Below are 18,974 nucleotides of genomic sequence, written 5' to 3'. Positions count from 1 at the left end.
GCCGGCCTTGTCTTCCCCCGGCCCGGCGGTGAAATCGGGCCGCCGGGAAGGGTACAATTCACCTTCCCGCGCCTTCGGCGCGCCACCGGCATTGGACACCCCATGACCCACCCGGAACAGAGCCCCGCGGCCCCGCGAATGTGCGCGCGCTGCGTGATGGACGAGACGGTGCCCGGCATCCGTTTCGGCGCGGACGGCGTGTGCAACTACTGCGCCATGCAGGACAGCCTGGACCGGGAGTTTCCCTGCGGCCCCGAGGGGGAGCGCATCCTGCGGGAGATGGCGGAGAAGATGCGCCGCGCGGGGCGCGGGCGGAAGTACGACTGCGTCGTCGGCGTAAGCGGCGGGCGCGACACCTCCTACTGCCTCTACTACGTCAAGGAAATCATGGGCCTGCGGCCGCTGGCGGTGCATTTCGACAACGGCTGGGACGCCGACACGGCGAAGACGAACCTGGCCCGGCTGTGCGACGCCCTGGACGTGGAGCTGCACACGGTCATCATGGACTGGCCCGCGTCGCGCGAGCTGACGAACTGCACCATCCGGGCCTGCGTGCCGTACATAGACCTGACGGACGACATCGGCATCGCGGGCGCGCTCTTCCGCACGGCGGCGGCGGAGGGCGTGAAGTACATCCTCATGAGCCACTCCTTCCGCGAGGAGGGCGTCACCCCGCTGCTCTGGAACTACATTGACGGGCGCTACACCCGCGCGCTCATCCGCCGCTTCGCCCGCGAGCCCCTGCCCCACTTCAAGAACGTGGACATCCACCACATGCTCTACTGGCTCTTCGCAAAGGGCATCCGCGTGGTGAACGTCACCAACTACTACGACGACACGGGCGACAAGGTGGAGCGCCTGCTGGAGGAGAAGTTCGGCTGGGTGGACACGGGCCAGCACCACATGGACAACGAGCTGTTCGCCCTGGTCTACCACTACTCCCGCCACAAGTTCGGGTTCGACTGGCGCGTGGTGGAGCTGTCGGCGAAGGTGCGCACCGGCGTCCTCACGCGCGGAGAAGCGCTGGAGGCGCTCCGGACGCCGCCCTACTTCGAGACCGACGAGATGGTGGACTACTGCCTGAAGAAGCAGGGCATGCCCCGGGAGGAGTACGACGCCCTGCTCAAGGCGCCGAACAAGTACTTCACCGACTACCCGTCATGGTACCCCCTGCTGCGCCTGTTCCGCTGGCCGGTGAAGCTCATGTGCCGCAGGCACATGCTCCCCGCCCACGTGTACGAAAAGTTTTTCGAGGCCGTATAAGGAAGGAACCGCCCCCTTGACCGACGCTTGGATCACCCTGGCCGTTTTTGTCCTGTGCTACGTCCTGTTCGTGGCGCTGCCCGCGCGGCGCGCGCTGGTCGCGTGCGCCGGGGGCGCCGTCCTCATCCTCGCGGGCGCCCTCGACTGGCACGACGCGCTCCTCGTGAAGATCAACTGGAACGTCATGGGCCTTTTCTTCGGCACCCTGATCCTTGCCGAGCTGTTCACCCTCTCCCGCGTGCCCGCCGTGATTGCCGAGTGGCTGGTGGACCGCGCGCCCAGCGCCCGCGTCGCCATGCTGTTCCTCTGCGCCCTGTCCGGGTTCATCTCCATGTTCGTCGAGAACGTGGCGGTGGTGCTGCTGGTGGCCCCGGTCGCCCTGAGCCTCTCGACGAAGCTCAAGATCAACCCCGTGCCCCTGCTGGTGGGCATCGCGGTCAGCAGCAACCTCCAGGGCACCGCCACCATGATCGGCGACCCGCCCAGCATGATCCTCGCGGGCTACATGCGCATGGGGTTCTGGGACTTCTTCGTCTACCACGGCCGCCCCGGCATCTTCTTCTCCGTCCAGATCGGCGCGCTCGCCTCGCTGGCCGTGCTGGGGTTCCTCTTCCGCCGCAGCGCCCAGCGGATCGCCGTTGTCCCGCAGGAGGCCGCCCGGTCCTGGGTGCCCGCCGTGCTGCTCTGCCTGCTGGTCGTCGGCCTCTCCTTCTCGACGGCCTTCGACCCCGAGTTCAAGTGGTTCGCCGGCGTGCTCACCATGACCCTGGGCGGCGCGGCCTTCGCGTGGTTCCGCCTCGTCGCGCGGTGGGGCAGCGCGCGCGCCTTCCTGCGCGGGCTGGACTGGGACACGACCTTCTTCCTTATGGGCGTGTTCGTGGTGGTGGGGGCCCTCAGCGAGTCGGGCTGGCTGGACACCCTCGCCTCGGGCATCGCGGGCTCCGTCGGCGGCAGCCAGTTCCTCGCCTTCGCGGCGATTGTCCTGCTGTCCGTTGTTGTGTCGGGAATTGTGGACAACGTGCCCTTCCTGCTCGTCATGATCCCCGTGGTCGAGAAGGTGGCGACCCTCATGGGCGCGCCCGTGCCCCTGCTCATGTTCGGCCTGCTCATCGGGGCCTGTCTCGGCGGCAACCTGACCCCCATCGGCGCCTCGGCCAACGTGGTGACCCTCGGCATCCTCAAGAAACAGGGGCACACCGTGACGTTCCGCGAGTTTATGGCCGTCGGCGTGCCCTTCACCGCCGCCGCCGTGCTGTCGGCCGGGGTCTTCACTTGGTTCGTCTGGGCGGAGTAGGCGGGGAAACGCCGGCCGGCAGGCCGGGGCGCAAAACCCGCTGGACAAACGCCGGGGGCTGTGCTATCTTGGTGCGGGCGCTTTTCACCAACCCGCGCCAGCGAGGAGCCTGCCATGAACCCCCACACGTCCCTGCCGGTCGGATGCGCCTGCTGCCCCATGAGCCGCCGGAGCTTCCTGAAGACGGGCTGCGCCTGCGCGGGCGCGGCCGGCGCCGCCCTGTTCGCGGGCAAAACCTTCGCCGCCGGGAGCACCGGAAAACTGCGCCTCAAGGTCGTCTACTCCCTCCACGCCCCCGTGCAGCCCGGACCCGACTGGCCCAACGTCGGCTTCGACTTCCGCCCCGTCATGGAGAAGTTCACCAACGCCCTCTCGCAGGCCTTCCCGGACATGGCGTTCGCCACCGCCATGGCCGCCAACGAGGACGAGGCCAAGGCCATCCTGGAGGCTGACAAGAAGGCCGGGAAGGACGGCCCCGACGGCTACATCGTCTACCAGCTCAACTGCTGGAACCGCATCGTCCAGACCCTGGCCGCGTCGGACAAGCCCGTGCTCTACGCCGACTTCCAGTACGGCGGCAGCGGCGGCTTCCTCGTCTACACCGCCGCCTTCCTCCGCGAGAACCGGCCCAACGTCGGCTTTGTCGCCTCCTCGAAGATCGAGGACCACCTCGCCGCCGTCCGCTGCTTCCCCGGGGCGCTCTCCGGCAAGGGCGGCACCTTCGCCGAGGCCACGGCCCGCGTCCGCCGCGAAAACACCGCCAAGCCCGCCGCCGGCGCGGTCCAGCCCGACGACGTGAAGGCCGTCTCCGCCGCCGAATGCGTCGAGAAGATGAAGGCCTCGCGCATCCTCGCCTTCCTCGACCAGAACACCAAGCCCGAGGCCCCCTACGGGATCGTGCCCGTGGTCTACCTGCCCTTCGCCGAGCTGAACGACGCCTGGGAGAAGGCCGACAAGGACGCCACGGCCGCCGTCGCCGAGCGGTGGGTGAAGAACGCCGCCGTGGTCGGGGGCGCGGCCCCCGAGTCCATCCAGGCCGCCGCCGCCATGTACGTCGGCATGAAGGAGCTGCTCAAGCGTCACGACGCCAACGCCGTCACCATCAACTGCCTGGGCGGGTTCTACGGGGGACACATCCACGCCTACCCCTGCCTCGGCTTCCACGAGCTGTGCAACGAGGGCATCGTCGGCGCCTGCGAGTGCGACGTCCGCTCCACCTCCACCATGGTCGCCCTCAGCGCCCTCACCAACGGCCGCACCGGCTTCATCAGCGACCCCGTCGTGGACACGTCCAAGAACGCGATCATCTACGCCCACTGCGTCGCGCCCAACCGCGCCTTCGGCCCCGGCGGCCCGGCCAACCCCTACCAGATCCTCACCCACTCCGAGGACCGGCAGGGCGCGTCCGTCCGCTCCGTTTTGCCCACGGGCTACATGACCACCACCATCGAGCTCGGCCCCGACCGCAAGGAGCTCCTCTTCCACCAGGGCGTCGCCGTGGACAACGACCCCGACGACCGCGCCTGCCGCACCAAGCTTGTCGTCGAGCCCAAAGGCGACATCGAGAAGCTCTTCACCATGTGGGACACCTACGGCTGGCACCGCGTCACCGCCTACGGCGACCTCCGCGAGCCCGTCTTCGCCCTCGCCGACGCCCTCGGCTACAAGGTCTGCGAGGAGGCCTGAGCCCCGCAGTAATCCCGCGCCCCGCCCGGCCCCTGCGGGCGGGGGCGTTTCCCGTGAACCGCGCCGAGAGGCCCGTTGCAGGAGCGTTCGATGTCTTCCCCCCTGGTTTCCCCCCGCGTCTGGAGCGTTCTGGCCGCGCTGTGCAGCGCCGTGTCGCTGGGCTGCGCCGCCCTGATGGCCCTGAACCCGTTCGTGCCGGCGCCGGTGGGCTTCGTCCGGCTGGTGCTCGGCGCGTCCACGGGCTTTGTGCTCGCCGCCGCCGCGGCGGGCGCGCCCAAGACCTGGCGCGGCCGGGGGCTTCTCCTCGGGCTGGCCGGGTGCTGGGGCGGCGATGTGATCGGCTCCCGCCACTTCGTCGCCGGGGCGCTGAGTTTCCTGCTGGCGCATGTCGCGTTCACCGCCGTGTTCGCCGCCCCGGGGATCCGGCCCCGCCGCGCCCTGGCGGGGACGGCGGCCGCCGTGGTGCCCGCGGCCCTGCTGCTGCGGGCCTTCCTGCCCGGCGTGCCCCCCGGCGAGACGGTGCTCGTCGTTGCCTACGTCGCCGTCATCTCCCTCATGGTCGTGAGCGCCTTCGCGTCCCGCGACGCCGCCCCCGTGTTCCTCGTCGCGGCCGTCCTCTTCTACGTCTCCGACATCTTCGTCGCCCGCTGGCGCTACGGCGACGGCGCCGCGATCAACGGCACCCTCTGCTACCCCCTGTACTACCTCTCCTGCAACCTCTTCGCCCTCGGCGCCCTCACCCTGCGCCCGAAGAGCAAGACGGGGTAATGGGGGGGGCGCGGTTTCGTCCGGAATGGGAATTATGGGAAGCAGGGGAATCATGGGAGACTGGGGCATGGCGGCGCCCCTGGCGGTTTGGGGCTGCAAGTGAAGCAAGCTGGGAGGCCGCCCGCAAAGTGGACGCGGCATCTTGCCGCGTTCTTGGGGCTCCGCGTTGACCCGAAGAACGCGGCAAGATGCCGCGTCTACCTTCTCGGCCATCCCGCATGGAGTTGCCGGGCGGGCGTCGGGCAGGTAGGATGGTCTCCAAACAAGGAGCTTTAATCCCGTGACCTCTTCACCCCTGTGGACGAGAAACGCCGCCCGGCTTGGGGCGTTCCTGCTTTGTGTCGCCGCCGGGGCGGACACCGCCTTTCCGGATCATGCCGCGCTGGCCGGGGGCCCGCTGCGGGTGCGCCCGCTGCCGGGGCAGGACGGGGTGGTCTTCAGCATGTACGGGACGCCCGGCGACCTGGAGACGCTAAAGGAACTGGTTGCCGTCATGAGGGAGCAGGGGCTGGGGAACGGGTTTGATCCGGGGCCGTCGCCGGTGCCCGGGGCGAAGCCGCTCTTTGACTTTCTGGCGACGGTCGGGTGGCCCGTGGTCTGCTATCCCGCCGGGGACATGCAGGTGGTCGGCGGGCGCGGCACCACCGGCCCGGAGAACGAGGCGGCCCTGGCCGCCATGGACGCGGCCGGGGTGTTCACGGCGGTGCAGCTCGGCGAGTGGGGCTACTACTTCCACAACCTGTCGTGCAACGAGCCGTGGTGGCGCGGCAATTTCGGCGCGGACTACGACAAGTACAGGCACCGGATGCGCCCGCCGGGGCTGGCGGGCTATGAGCGCCGCCCCGAATCCCGAAGGGAGTGCTATGACACGCTGCGCGCCTATTTCATGAACCGCAGCCGCGACCTGCTGGGCCGCGTCATGAGCGTGACCGGCCACTCGCACTACGAGGCCTACGCCGCCGAGTGGGGCGCGCGCTGCGTCGGCCTGGAGCTGGGCGAGAACATCGCGTTCACCCAGTCCAAGATCGCCTTCGCGCGCGGCGCAGCGCGGCAGTGGGACCTGCCGTTTTCCGTCCAGGTGAGCCCGTGGTTCTCCGGCGCGTGCACCACCAGCGGCCCCCTGCGCCGCGAGCCGGGCGGCGCGCGCGGGCTCGACGCCGGGCACTCGCTCAGCCTCTACGAGCGCCTGTGGCTCCACGCGTGGTTTGCCGGGGCGGCCCTGGTCACCCCCGAGAACAGCATCGCCGTCTTCTTCGAGAAACCCGAGGCCCCCTGGACGCTCACGGAGCACGGGCGCAAAGCGGCGGAGGTCTTCCGGTTCATGCGGGACCACAACCGCGGCGTGCCGTACACCCCCGTCGCCGTCGTGCTCGACCACCTCGCCGGGTACAACGGGTACATGGAGAAGCCCTGGGGCATTCTGGAGCCCACGCCGGGCGACTTGGAGCTCCGCGACCTCTTCGACCACCAGCTTTTCCCGGACGCGGACCACATCCACTTCCCGCCGGACCCCGTCAACCCCGAGGGCCGCTACCTGCGGCCCACGCCCTGCGGGGAGATCTTCGACGTGCTCCTGACCAGCGTGCCGCCGGAGGTCCTGCCCGCCTACCCGGTCATCCTCCTCGCCGGGGACATCACCTTCGACGACGGCTTCCTCTCCGAACTGGAAAAGGCCCTGCGCCGGGGCAGCCGCGTGCTTATGGCGCCCCGCCACCGCGACGCCCTGGGCGACGGCTTCGAACGCGTCGCCCGCCAGGGCGCGGTCGAGGTGCTGGAGCCGTGGACAAACCCCGAAACAGGCCGCCCCGCCGCCATCGCCAACGACCGCCTCGCGCGCCTGCGCGACGAGCTGCTGCCCGTCGCCGTGGCGGGGGATCCGGTCCAGTACGCCGTCAACCGCCTGCCGGACGGGTGGGTCGTCGAGCTGGTCAACAACGCCGGCGTCGCCAAGAAGCCCGACCAGCCCGCCGTCACCGACCCGGCCGCCGTCGCCCGTGTGACCCTGACCCCGCGCGTGCCCTGGACCTCCGCCACCGAATGGCGTTCCGGCAAGACATTCCCCGCCCCAGACCCCATCACGCTGGAGCTGGGCCCCGGCGCGACCGCGTTCGTGGAGCTGACCGCCCCGGGGAAGTGACAGGGGTTTTCCTATTGGTTCCCGCAACAGCTTCGGCCCCCTTCAGTCCCCAAACCATGCGCCCCCTGGGATCGCCAGGCTCCAGCCTGGCCTCTTGGTCTTCCAAGCGCGGAATGAAAGTCCGTCTTGAGTCCGGAGGAAGAGGGGACTCACACGGAGCCACGGGGGCGCGGAGAACGGCGGGAACCTGCCTCCTGAAGTCTAAGGTCTTCTTCCTGAAGCCTGAAGCCTGAGGAGGAGCGGGTGCGCGCTTGGGCGCGCGGTGCCAAGCTGGAGCCTGGCGATCCCAGGGGGCGCCGTCCGCAGCCCTTCCTGGTTTTCAAGCAAAACTTGGGAACGAGCACAAACCCGTCCACCAAGGCGATAATGTCCATCATCTCCACCCCGCCACCGCTTTCCAGAAGGGCGACATCATCGTCCGAACAAAGAACTCATTCGTTCGAATACTGAGCCGCCTCGAAGTTGCACCTTTCTGGCATCATGTCACATATCTCACGCAATCGCCCGCTCTCATTGCTATCGCTGCATTCGTAGATTCTATGAAGGCACCATATGATTCCAGGGTCGTAATTCTTTCCAGGAAAGCCCCCGTATGCAAACTCCGGATCATCTACAATAGAGATAAGCTCTTCGATCACCTCCGATGTTGCATATTGGGCGATATTGTCCCAAGCATAGATTGTTATTTCAGGCCAATATGCAAACCCATAGTTCTTCGTATAGAGAAAACGCACTTGGCTGCCAACGGCCTCCTTGCCATAGGCGCACAGCAACTCCAGAGATCCCGCCGGAATATCCATCAAGTCAATTTTGCGCCACTCGGCTCGGCGGACAACCTTTCTGTCGAAATTTGATCGCAGCAACTCGTCATATTTCTCCATCAAGCAGGAGTTGTCCTCGCCGACAACCTTCAACTTCATCGATGCGCTAGGTATCGTGTAGCATTGGCCTCCCACCGTGATAGATAATGGCGCTATGCAAACGATATATTCTCCTGCCGGAAAATGCGTATCCCATTGAAGGTGGATAGGGTATGAAATGGAAATGGATTCGTTTGTGCGGATGCGATAGTGCAACATCTTCACTAGCGCTTTGGAATATATTGGCGGTATTCTCTTGTGACCACCAATTACAGCGCCATCAGCTCCGGATACTATTATGCTAAACACATCGGTTTTAAACACATGATTGCCGTCGATCCTAAGTGAGTGCGTCTTATCTCCTGCGTTGACCGCTGTTATTATGATGCTTACGAATTCGCCAGATACTATGGTCGTCTTTGAAAGGCTATATGAAACCTGAATTGGGTTTGGTGGGGTGGGCGATGCGTATACTTGGGAACCGCACAAGACGATGGCAACATAGAGACACCCCAACACAGAGCGTCGACTGGGCCGCGGCAATATGTGCGATGCGCAGGAACAGTTGCAGTTGGCTTGCCTCCTCATAGCGCTTGGTCTCCGTTGGGGTGCTCGCGCCAACCTCTTTGTTGTCCGATGGACAGGGGTTGGACACGTTTCCTGAGGGTCGTCTTGACGCGCTCACCGAAGGCTTCCCCGCCGAAGAGCCGGTCGATGCCGGGGGCGGTGACTGTCGCGTATCTGGGCATGGGTCTATGATAGCGGAGGGGGTTTGGGAATGCAATAGGGTCTGGGGATGGGGCCGTCTGGAGTCCGTAGTCTGTAGTCTGGAGGAAAAGAGGGCAAGAGGAAGAGGGGGAAGCGGGTTATCGCACGGAGGTACGGAGAACGGCGGGAACCTGCTTCCTGAAGCCTGAAGTCTGAAGCCTGTAGCCTGAAGAAGAGCGGGCGCGCGCTTGGGCGCGCGGTGCCAAGCTGGAGCTTGGCGATCCCAGGGTCGTCTCGCCCCGGGGCTCGTCCCGGCTTCCGGGTGCGGTTCCGCGCCCCTTGGCACGCCCCATGCTCTCTTGGGTCCATCACCAAGCGTCTGGGCTAGACCATGAGGAGCATAAAACACCGCGGAAACATTGCCAAGACCCGGACAAAGTGCCGGGTTCCGGGAGAGTTGTGTCCCCGCGTTTCCTCGTTGCCGCCCCTTCGAGAGAGCCACCGGCGCGTACCCATTCGGAAAACTTCCTACAGTTCCGTAGGAAATTAACGCAAGGAGCGGCGGCATGAATCGGTCAGTTTGGGCGCGGGGAAGAGGTCTGCGGTGGGTGGCGGCGGTTTTCGCGGCCCTGGCGGGAGCGGGGTCCGCGGCGGCGGAAGAGGCGGCGGTCTCGGCGGTGGACTCGGGGGACACGGCGTGGATGCTGACGTCCATGGCGCTGGTGCTGTTCATGACGCTGCCGGGGCTGGCGCTGTTCTACGGCGGCCTGGTGCGCACGAAGAACGTGCTGTCGGTGCTGATGCAGTGCCTGGTGATCACCTGCGTGGTCACGATGATGTGGGCGGTGGCGGGGTACAGCCTGTCGTTCAGCACGGCGGGCATGGTGTCCGGCGAAATCACGCTGAACGCGTTCATCGGCGGGCTGGACCGGATGTTCTGCCTGGGGCTGGCGCCGGACAGCGTCTACGGGACGCAGACGATCCCGGAGCCGGTCTTCTTCTGCTACCAGCTCACCTTCGCCATCATCACGCCGGGGCTGATCATCGGCGCGTTCGCCGAGCGCATGAAGTTCTCGGCCATGCTGCTGTTCACGAGCCTGTGGACGCTGTTCTCCTATTTCCCCGTGGCCCACATGGTCTGGGGCGGTGCGGGCGCGTTTCTGGCGGACCGGGGCGTGCTGGACTTCGCGGGCGGCATCGTCGTCCACCTGAACGCGGGCGTCGCGGCGCTGGTGTGCGCGGTGATGCTGGGGAAACGGCAGGGCTATCCCGAGGTGCAGATGGCGCCGCACAGCCTGACGCTGGCCGTCGTCGGCACGTCCATGCTGTGGGTGGGCTGGTTCGGGTTTAACGCGGGCAGCGCGGTGGCGGCGAACGGCACGGCCGCCATGGCGATGATGGCGACGCACCTGGCGGCGGCGGCGGCGGCCTGCGTGTGGATGGGCATCGAGTGGGTGAAGTACGGCAAGCCCAGCGTGCTGGGCATCTGCACCGGCGCGGTGGCCGGGCTGGCCACGGTGACGCCCGCGTCGGGTTTTGTCGGGCCCCTGGGCGCGCTCGTTATCGGGGCCGCCGCGGGCGGCGTGTGCTTCGTCTGCGCCACGTCGGTCAAGCGGCATTTCGGCTACGACGACTCGCTGGACGCCTTCGGCGTGCACGGCGTCGGCGGCCTGCTGGGCACTGTGCTGACGGGTGTCTTTGCGGCGAAGGCCCTCGGCGGCTACACGCCGAACGGGCTGGGCATCGGCTCGCAGCTCGGCGCGCAGTTCCTGGGCATCGCGGTCACCCTGGTGTGGTCCGGCGCGGTGTCGGTGGTCCTGCTGAAGGCCCTCGACGCGACCGTCGGCCTGCGGGTGAAACCGCAGGAGGAGATGGATGGTCTGGACATTACGCAGCACAACGAGCAGGGCTACAACTACTGAGGCTCGTTCCGGTTTTTGGTCGGGGCAGGGAATCCCCGGCGTGAGGCGGGGGCGGTTCGTCCAACGGGCGGGCCGCCCCCAATGTTTTTTGGCCCGCCGCGGTTGCCCGCGCGCGCCCGTGCGGGTATCATGGCTCCCATAAAAGGAGCCGCACACCATGGACACTATCACCCGCAGGGACCTGCTGGGCAGGCTGGGGCTGGCCGCCGGGGCCGGGTTGCTCGCCGCCGGGGCGGGCCGCGCGGCCGCGCCAAAACCCCCGAACTTCGTGGTCATCTTCTGCGACGACCTGGGCTACGGCGACCTGGGCTGCTACGGCAGCACGACGATCCGCACGCCCCGGCTGGACGCCCTGGCGGCGGCGGGGGTCCGGTTCACGGACTTCTGCAGCGCCGCGCCCGTGTGCTCGCCGTCGCGGGCGGCCCTGCTCACGGGGCGCTACCCCGTGCGCTCGGGCATCACAAAGGTGCTCTTCCCCCAGTCGGAAAACGGCCTGCCGGACAGCGAGCGCACCATCGCGGAGCTGCTCAAGGCGCGCGGCTACGCCACGGCCTGCATCGGCAAATGGCACCTCGGCAACCTGCCCCCCTTCCTCCCCATGAACCACGGCTTTGACCATTATTTCGGGCTGCCGTACAGCAACGACATGGAGAAAAACCAGCGCGGCGATCCGCCCCTGCCGCTGATGAGGAACGGGGAGATTGTGGAGCAGCCGGCCAACCAGGACACCCTGACGCGCCGCTACACGGAGGAGGCCGCGGACTTCATCCGCCGGTCGAAGGACGGGCCGTTCTTCCTGTATGTGCCGCACAGCATGCCGCATGTGCCGATCCACTGTTCGGACGCGTTCCGGGGGAAGTCGCCGGGCGGGCTCTACGGCGATGTGATCGAGGAGATTGACTGGAGCGCCGGGCAGATCGTGGACGCCCTGGCGGAGGCGGGGGTCGCGGAGAACACGCTGGTGGTCTTCACGAGCGACAACGGCCCCTGGACCCACTACAAGGAGCACGGGGGCAGCCCCGGCCCCCTGCGCGGCCAGAAGGGCACCACCTTCGAGGGCGGCATGCGCGAGCCGGGCATCTTCTGCTGGCCGGGGCGGCTGAAGCCCCGCGTGGAGACGGCCTTCGCCTCCACCCTCGACCTCCTGCCCACCTTCCTCGCCCTGGCCGGGGGCGCGCCGCCGGAGGGGGTCACGCTGGACGGCCAGGACGTCTCGCCCCTGCTCCTCGACGGGACGCCGCCCGCGGAGCGGGAGTTCTTTTATTTCCTCGCGGACAACCTCCAATCCGTCCGGCGCGGCGACTGGAAGTACAAGCGCCCGTTCAAGGGAGCGGTGTACGGCGCGCCCCTGGAGCACGGCGCGCTGCTGTTCAACCTCCGCGACGACCCGGGCGAGCGGAACAATCTTGCCGAAACCCATCCGGAAAAGGTGGCGGAATTCGAGGCCCGGCTCGCGGCCTTTGAGAAGACCGACTGGCAGGTCTCATGAGCCCGCGCCCGCCCTCTTTCTGCCTGCTCGCGGCCGCGGCCCTCACCCTGTCCTCGGGCATGTTCTGCCGCGCCTGCGCCGCCGGGCCGGACCCCGCCGGGGGCGCGCTCTCCGGGGAGCGGCCCCGCGTGCTGGTCTCCTCCGACATCGGCGGCTCCGACCCCGACGACTTCCAGTCGGCGGTCCACCTGCTTTTCTATGCCGACGTCCTCGACCTGGAGGGGCTGGTCTCCTCGCCGCCGGACAAGGGCCGGGCCGCCCACTGGCATGAGGTGATCGCCGCGTATGCGGAGGACTATCCGCGCCTGCGCCGGCACGGCCCCCGCTATCCCGCGCCGGACGCGCTGCGCGCGCTGGTGCGCCAGGGCGCGGCGGACCCCGCGCCGCCGGAGGGTTTCAGCGCCCCCACCGACGGGTCCCGGCTGATCGTGGAGCGCGCCCGCGCCAAAGACCCGCGCCCGCTGTGGGTGCTCGTGTGGGGGTCCATCACCGACGTGGCCCAGGCGGTCCACGACGCCCCCGACATCGTGGACCGGATCCGCGTCTACGCCATCGGCTCGTGGAACACCGGCCAGGACCGCGCCGCGCGGGACTACCTTTTCGAGCGCCACCCCGGCCTGTGGTGGATCGAGGCGGACGGCACCTTCCGCGGCATGTATGTCGGCGGCGACCAGGCGGGCGACCTCGAAAACCGGGCCTTTCTGGACGCCCATGCGCGCGGCCACGGCGCCCTGGGCGAATTCCTCGTGGGCAAGATGGCGCACATCAAGATGGGCGACACACCCTCGCTGCTGTATCTTCTCGCGGGCAATCCCGACGACCCGGCGGGCGCCCACTGGGGCGGAAGTTTCACCGCCACGGAGCACGGGCCGCACTATTGGACCGATTCGCCGGACCCGGCGCTGGCCGAGGGACGCTATCCGGGCGCGAAGACCGTCAACCGCTGGCGCGCCGCCTTTCTGCGCGACTGGGCGGCCCGGATGGACCGGGCGCTGGACTAGTCCGCGCGTACCCTGCCGTTGGCCCCTTCCCTGGCGGCATGCGCGTGTTTACCGCTACTTGTGGGGTTTCTTGACGCCCTGCCATTTTTCTCACGCTACATATTGTATTTTCGCCAAACCTCATGCTATATTGTGTGGTGCGCGGCGGCTGCGGTGCCGTCGGTCACGCAAGATCATGAGGAGTCCGCCGGGTTGAAAGCCTATCTGCCGAGGCACATCGCGGGACTGCTGGCGCTGGGGGTGCTTCTCGCCGGGGGGGCCTGGGCGGACACGATCATCCGCAAAGAACTGGACGCCGGGGTGTCCGCCGCCCTGCGGTCCGCGCGCATCCTTTACCTGGAAGCCTCCCTGCCCCGGGGGGATGCGCAGCTGGAGGCTTTCCTGCGGCAGTACCTCTCCTCGGCGGACGACTGGAAGCAGTACCGCAACCGCCAGATGGTGGCGATTCCCTGCGGCCGGCTCAGCGACACCGCGCGGCGGCGCATGCTGGAGGCCCTGTTCCCCGGGGACTACGTGGACGGGGACGGGTGGTGGCACACGGTGGCGTATGACGGCGCGTCGGGCACGGAGTCCCTGGCGGCGCTGGCGGAGTGGGTGGCGGGCGACGCCACGCTCGTGGCGCGGCTGCGCACGGCCGACACGAAGATCACGCCGGACAGCCCGCTGGTGCGCGGGCAGCGGGTGCTGGTGCCGCGGGAGCTGCTGCTCCCGGCGATGCGGACGCCCTCGCCGGGGCACGAGCCGGCGGCGACGCCCGAGGCGGCGGGTTCCGTCCTGCCGCCGGCGGCCGGCGGGGTGCTCCAGTACGGCGAGGACCGCCAGGGCGCCTACGCGGAATACCGGCTGCAGAAGGGGGAGACGCTGTACCGGACCGTGGCGCGGTTCACGGACTACTACGAGAACCGCGACATTCTGGAGGCCTGCGGCGTCATCCAGAAGCGCAGCGGCATCCGCGACGCCCGCAAAGTCTGCGCGGGCCAGCGGGTGCGCATCCCCCTGGAGATGCTTTCCGACGCGTACCAGCCGGCGGGCACGGCGCAGCGGGGCAACTACGAGGCAATGCGGGCCGAGCTTGAGCGCGTCCGGTCGGAGAAGGTCACCTCGAGCGGCCTGGAGGGCGTGGTGGTGATTCTGGACCCGGGCCACGGCGGGCGGGATCAGGGGGCGGCCGTTTCCAAACTCGGGCTCTACGAGGATGAGCTGAACTACGACATCGCGTGCCGGATCAAGCGCATTCTCGAGTCGGAGACCCGCGCGAAGGTGCACATGACCGTGCTCGACCCGAACCAGCAGCACCGGGAGAGCGGGGCGCGCCGTTTCACGCACGACGACGACGAGGCGGTGCTGGTCACGCCGAACTACCGCATCCAGGACGCGAAGACCTCGGCCAACCTGCGGTGGTACCTGGCCAACGACCTCTACCGCCGCGAGCGCGCGGCGGGCGTGCCGGAGCGCAAGGTCATCTTCGCCTCCATCCACTGCGACGCCGTCTACAACGACTCCGTGCGCGGCACCATGGTCTATGTTCCCGGCGCCGACTACCGGCGCGACTCGGAAACCCCCGCGGGCAGCCTCTACCGCCGCTACAAGGAGTCCCGCAGCGCCCCCACCGCCACCTGCACCGCCTCGCAGCGGCGCAAGGACGAGGCGCTCTCGCGCGCCTTCGCCGAAACTTTCCTGGGCGCCCTGCGCGGAAGCAAGCCCCCGGTCAAGGTCCACTCCGCGGGCAGCCCCGTGCGCAACGTGATCCGCCAGCGCGGCGGCCGCGCCTATGTGCCCGCCGTCCTCCGCAACTGCTGCGTCCCCACCAAGGTCCTCATCGAGGCGGCCAACATGCTCAACGCGCAGGACCAGGCCGCCCTGGCCGACCCCGCCTGGCGCGAGGCCTTCGCCGCCGCCTTTGTGGACGCCCTTCTCCGCCACTACAACTAGCCGCCCGCCGCCGTCCCGAAAAAATCGGCCGGGGAAATCTATTGACACTTCGGGGGGTGTTGTGCTAGTTTTTCAAGCGTGGCAGTGTGTGCATTCTGGACGCCGCGGGGGCGGCGCGACCGCGCCCCCCGTCGGCGGGTGCGCCCACGGGCCGGATTTCCCGGCGGAACACAGGAAATGAGGATAGCAATGAAACCGGTAACGAAACGTCTGGCCGCGACCTTCGCCGTCTTCCTCGCGCTTCCCCTGGCGGTCTCCGCGCCCGCGGGCGCCTGGGAGACCAAGTCCATGCAGGCCGTGGGCGCCATGGCCATGCAGATGCTCAAGGGGGACTATTCCGACGTGTTCCGCCCCGGCGGCGCGGTGGGCCCCAACTTTGAGAAGGACGTGCTCGCGGGGGCGCGCGACGGCTACCGCAAACTCGGCGACAGCGTGCCGCTGGGCAGCGACGCCGAGGTGGTCGAGGCCATCGCCAACGAGATCGCGCTGCTGCGCGCCGCGCGCGACTACGGCCCCACGCCCTACTTCGCCTACCGCATGGGCCTGCTCGGCTCGCTTGCGGCCAACGCCGTGCTTCCCTTCGGCTTCGCGTGGACCGGGGAGGACAAGGCCCTGCGCCAGCGCATGGTGGCCGACATTGAGAAAAACATCAACAGCTACAGCTTCTCCCCCACCACCGGCCGCCTCCAGATCCTCTGCGACGCCCAGGCCTACTTCCGCACCCGCCAGTCCTTCCTCGACGAGGACAAGGCCATGATCCGCCACGACTACCAGCTCGGCCGGGGCTACGAGGGCTTCCTGCGCCAGGGCGGCCCCGCCTACTTCACCAAGACCGTCGAGGCCGTCGCCGACGTGTGGAACACCGTCCTCAACAACGACTCCGTCTGCCCCTCGCCCCTGCCCCGCCCCTCCGACCGCGCCCTCACCTGGTACTTCGTCAGCGAGATGGAGTTCCTCGTCGCCGTCAAGGACAGCGTCCGCCAGGCCCAGGCCGTCTACGAGAACTTCGAGAAGGTCAACCCGCGCATTCCCGAGAGCTACGTCCGCGCCGGCGACATCTTCTACGCCCACGCCTCCCGCGAGGCCCGCGAGCGCGGCGTCCTCGAGTGGCAGAAGGCCTACAGCCTCGGCGGCCCCGGCCGGTCGGAGGTCGGCAAGAAACTCTCCGCCCACTTCATCACCGAGGGCCGCTTCTTCCTCGACAAGGCCGGCAAGCCCGGCGCCGAGGACACCGACCTGCCCAACGCCCTCAACGCCTTCGAGCGCGGCCTCGACTTCGACCGCACCAACGCCGAGGTCGCCACCCTCATCGAGGAGACCAACAAGGCCATCATCGCCCGCAACGAGCGCCTCGAGACCACCATCAACATCATCGCCAACGGCGAGAAGATCCGCGCCGAGGCCGACAACTTCCGCGACCGCAAGGACTACGCCAACGCCATCAAGACCTACCGCCAGGCCATCGGCTTCTTCGAGGCCGTGGACAGCGAGTTCAAGGAGCAGGAGAACACCGCCAAAGAGAACGTCCGCCGCCTCCGCAAGGCCATCGGCGACGTGATCAACGACATCCTCGACGCCGCCAGCGCCGCCATAGACGAGGGCGACCGGTCCAAGGACTCCAACCGCTTCGAGGATGCCATCGCCAAATACGACCAGGTCGCCACCATCGTCAGCGTCATTCCCGACGACGAGCGCCAGAGCGTCAAGGAGGACAAGGACAAGCTGGTCGAGCTCGCCGCCACCAAGAAGGAGGAGGCCAAGGTCGCCAAGATCCGCTACGAGCAGGCCATGCAGGAGCAGGCCGCCGCCGCCACCGCCGCCCCCGGCGGAGCCGCGCCCGCACCCGCTCCGGCACCCGCGCCCGCGCCCCCCGCGCAGTAAAACACCCCGGCACCCCTCCCGGCCCGCGGCGGAATCCCCGCCGCGGGCCGGTTCCTTTTCATCCCCCCCGCGCGCAGCGGAGAAAGAGGGGGAGGAAGAGGTTCTCACATGGATGGACAGGATGCACAGGACAAGAGAAGACAAGGCCGGCGGGACGCCGGCGCGACGAGGAAATGCCCACGTCCGTAGCGCCGCCGTCCCGGCGGCCTTGTCTTCTTCATGCCCGTAGCGCCAGCGTCCCGCTCTGGCCTTGTCTTCTTTGTGCCCTTTGTGCCTTTGTGGTGAAAACTCTTCCGGAAAAATCCTGCCCATCCTGTGTATCCATGTTCACATGCCCCCGCGCGCGAAGCGCGCCTTGGAGTGCGGTAGCTTGCTGCCGCCTTTCTTCGCGCGGGCTTGCCCGCGTGCCCCGCGCACAGGAGGAACCCCGGCCCGGCGAAGAGGTTATTTACATGGATGGACAGGATGCACAGGAAAAGAGAAGACAAGGCCGGCGGGACGCCGGCGCTACGAGGAAACGCCCACGTCCGTAGCGCCGCCGTCCCGGCGGCCTTGTCTTCTTCATGCGCACTACCGCCAGCGTCCCGCTGGCCTTGTCTTCTTCGCGCCCGTAGCGCCAGCGTCCCGCTGGCCCTGTCTTCTTCGTGCCCCTTCCGGCGCTTCCGGGCATGAAACCCCGGGGGCGGCCCCGGTATGATACCCTGCATGGAAAGGCGCGGCGGCGGGCCGCGCCCGTGGAAGGTCCGGTTTCGGGAAGGTTCTTGCGCATGAGATCATTTGGACGGCCTCTGGCCCTGGTTGTTGCGGCGGCCCTGCTGGGGGGGGCTTGGGTGCGCGTTCCGGCGGGGGCGCAGGAGGCGGATCCGCCGGCGGCGGCCGCGACGGAGCCGGAGCGGATTTTGGAAACGGTGCAGCTGCTGGCGAACGGCTCTTTTGAGGAGTCAACGGCGGCGGAGGGGGAGGCCCCGGCGCGGCCGCGGGCCTGGTCGCTGATCGCGGGGGAGGGCGTCTGGCGGACGGACGGGGAGTCTGTGCTGCACGGCAAGGCGGCGCTGCGGATGGAGGGCGGGGCGCCGGTGACGGCGGGATCGGACCCGTCGGCGCTGGACGGGGACACGGCGTCGGTGACGGCGGTGGTCATGGGCCGGGGGCCGGGGATTTCGGCGTCGGTGCGGTGGCTGGGGGCGGACGGGGCGCTACTGCGGGAGGACGCGCTGGCGGCGTTTCCGCCGGCGGCGCCGGAGGGGTGGACGCGGTTCTCGCTTTCGGAGTCGGCGCCGCCGGAGGGGGCGGCCCGGGTGTCGCTGGCCCTGGCGGGCGCCCCGGCGGAGGGCGCGCCGTGCCTGTGGGACGCGGCGGAGCTGGCGGCGTCGGCGGAGCGCGCGCCGGAGATGCGGGTGCTGTGGTGCCGGGCGGGCTATGAGCTGTACGCGCCGAAGCGCTTGGTGGTGTCGGCGAATTTTCGCTCGCCGGAGGGCGGGTTCAAGATTCTGGACCAGAACGGCCGGACGGTGTATGAGCAGCCCCTGGAAGTGGAGGCGCGCATGCAGGGGGCGCGGGGCTCGGACTGGGGCCGCCATTTCTACCGGGGCGCGTTCACGGGGTTCGACCAGGAGGGCGATTTCCGCATCCGGGTCACGCTGGGCGACCAGACGGTGGAGACGCCGCCGGTGACGCTGGCGTTTGACCACCTGTGGCACACGGCGCTGCCGAAGGCGGTGGACGGGCTGTCGGCCTTTTTTGACGGGCCGGGCGCGGGCCCCCTGTGGACAGGCCCCGGCGCGGAGGATGCGGAGATTCTTGCCCTCCTGGCCGAGGCGTGGACGGGGGTGCAGTGGCGCATCCGGAAGAACTACGGCGGCGCGGAACTGGACCGGGCGGTGCGCGCGGCGGCCCCGGCGGCCATCCAGCGGCTGGCGGCGGCGGATCCGGCGGGCCTGCCGCCGGAAGCCGCGGCGGCGTGGGCCATGGCGCTGGGGCTGTGCGCGGCGGCGCGCGAGCCCGTGGACGGCGCGGCGGCCGCGGCGGCGGCG

The 18,974-nt window shown here is 68.6% G+C and carries 12 protein-coding genes; 11 read left to right on the top strand and 1 reads right to left on the bottom strand.

Going from position 1 to position 18,974, the window contains the following annotated elements; translation table 11 throughout:
* Nucleotides 1–102 precede the first annotated feature (102 nt).
* The 5 genes from GXY15_00950 (at nucleotide 103) to GXY15_00930 (ending at nucleotide 7,148) form a co-directional block, all read left to right on the top strand.
* Nucleotides 103–1,263, top strand: coding sequence for a hypothetical protein (locus GXY15_00950; GenBank protein NLV39785.1), 1,161 nt, complete (start codon nucleotides 103–105; stop codon nucleotides 1,261–1,263).
* 16 nt (nucleotides 1,264–1,279) lie between these two features.
* Nucleotides 1,280–2,557 (top strand): TRAP transporter large permease subunit, encoded by a 1,278-nt coding sequence (locus GXY15_00945; protein NLV39784.1) that lies wholly within the window; start codon nucleotides 1,280–1,282, stop codon nucleotides 2,555–2,557.
* Nucleotides 2,558–2,671: 114 nt separating this feature from the next.
* Nucleotides 2,672–4,243, top strand: coding sequence for a hypothetical protein (locus tag GXY15_00940; GenBank protein ID NLV39783.1), 1,572 nt, complete (start codon nucleotides 2,672–2,674; stop codon nucleotides 4,241–4,243).
* Between the two features lie 90 nt (nucleotides 4,244–4,333).
* Complete coding sequence (locus tag GXY15_00935; GenBank protein NLV39782.1) at nucleotides 4,334–5,011, top strand: hypothetical protein; 678 nt, start codon at nucleotides 4,334–4,336, stop codon at nucleotides 5,009–5,011.
* 280 nt (nucleotides 5,012–5,291) lie between these two features.
* Nucleotides 5,292–7,148, top strand: a complete 1,857-nt coding sequence (locus GXY15_00930) for a hypothetical protein (GenBank protein NLV39781.1) — start codon at nucleotides 5,292–5,294, stop codon at nucleotides 7,146–7,148.
* Between the two features lie 431 nt (nucleotides 7,149–7,579).
* Here GXY15_00930 and GXY15_00925 read toward each other — a convergent pair whose 3' ends face one another.
* Complete coding sequence (locus tag GXY15_00925; protein NLV39780.1) at nucleotides 7,580–8,029, bottom strand: hypothetical protein; 450 nt, start codon at nucleotides 8,027–8,029, stop codon at nucleotides 7,580–7,582.
* Nucleotides 8,030–9,282: 1,253 nt separating this feature from the next.
* Here GXY15_00925 and GXY15_00920 point away from each other — a divergent pair.
* The 6 genes from GXY15_00920 to GXY15_00895 form a co-directional block, all read left to right on the top strand.
* Nucleotides 9,283–10,638 (top strand): ammonium transporter, encoded by a 1,356-nt coding sequence (locus GXY15_00920; GenBank protein ID NLV39779.1) that lies wholly within the window; start codon nucleotides 9,283–9,285, stop codon nucleotides 10,636–10,638.
* Between the two features lie 157 nt (nucleotides 10,639–10,795).
* Nucleotides 10,796–12,127, top strand: coding sequence for a sulfatase (locus GXY15_00915; GenBank protein ID NLV39778.1), 1,332 nt, complete (start codon nucleotides 10,796–10,798; stop codon nucleotides 12,125–12,127).
* Between the two features lie 59 nt (nucleotides 12,128–12,186).
* Nucleotides 12,187–13,128 (top strand): DUF1593 domain-containing protein, encoded by a 942-nt coding sequence (locus GXY15_00910; protein ID NLV39777.1) that lies wholly within the window; start codon nucleotides 12,187–12,189, stop codon nucleotides 13,126–13,128.
* Between the two features lie 192 nt (nucleotides 13,129–13,320).
* Nucleotides 13,321–15,060, top strand: a complete 1,740-nt coding sequence (locus tag GXY15_00905; protein NLV39776.1) for an N-acetylmuramoyl-L-alanine amidase — start codon at nucleotides 13,321–13,323, stop codon at nucleotides 15,058–15,060.
* Between the two features lie 189 nt (nucleotides 15,061–15,249).
* Nucleotides 15,250–16,941: a hypothetical protein gene (locus tag GXY15_00900; protein NLV39775.1), complete on the top strand. Its 1,692-nt coding sequence runs from the start codon at nucleotides 15,250–15,252 to the stop codon at nucleotides 16,939–16,941.
* A 767-nt stretch (nucleotides 16,942–17,708) separates the two neighbouring features.
* Nucleotides 17,709–18,974 (top strand): hypothetical protein (locus GXY15_00895; protein NLV39774.1); only part of this gene is annotated, 1,266 nt, incomplete at its 3' end.

Source organism: Candidatus Hydrogenedentota bacterium (assembly GCA_012730045.1).
Lineage (GTDB): Bacteria > Hydrogenedentota > Hydrogenedentia > Hydrogenedentales > CAITNO01 > JAAYBR01.
The sequence above is the reverse complement of the archived record's forward strand: the minus strand, read 5'-3'. Positions and strand labels throughout refer to the sequence as shown.

Coding starts and splice junctions, on each gene's coding strand:
- GXY15_00900 (NLV39775.1), top strand. CDS start 15,250: ATGAAACCGGTAACGAAACGTCTGGCCGCGACCTTCGCCGTCTTCCTC.
- GXY15_00940 (NLV39783.1), top strand. CDS start 2,672: ATGAACCCCCACACGTCCCTGCCGGTCGGATGCGCCTGCTGCCCCATG.
- GXY15_00915 (NLV39778.1), top strand. CDS start 10,796: ATGGACACTATCACCCGCAGGGACCTGCTGGGCAGGCTGGGGCTGGCC.
- GXY15_00920 (NLV39779.1), top strand. CDS start 9,283: ATGAATCGGTCAGTTTGGGCGCGGGGAAGAGGTCTGCGGTGGGTGGCG.
- GXY15_00925 (NLV39780.1), bottom strand. CDS start 8,029: ATGGAGAAATATGACGAGTTGCTGCGATCAAATTTCGACAGAAAGGTT.
- GXY15_00950 (NLV39785.1), top strand. CDS start 103: ATGACCCACCCGGAACAGAGCCCCGCGGCCCCGCGAATGTGCGCGCGC.
- GXY15_00935 (NLV39782.1), top strand. CDS start 4,334: ATGTCTTCCCCCCTGGTTTCCCCCCGCGTCTGGAGCGTTCTGGCCGCG.
- GXY15_00910 (NLV39777.1), top strand. CDS start 12,187: ATGTTCTGCCGCGCCTGCGCCGCCGGGCCGGACCCCGCCGGGGGCGCG.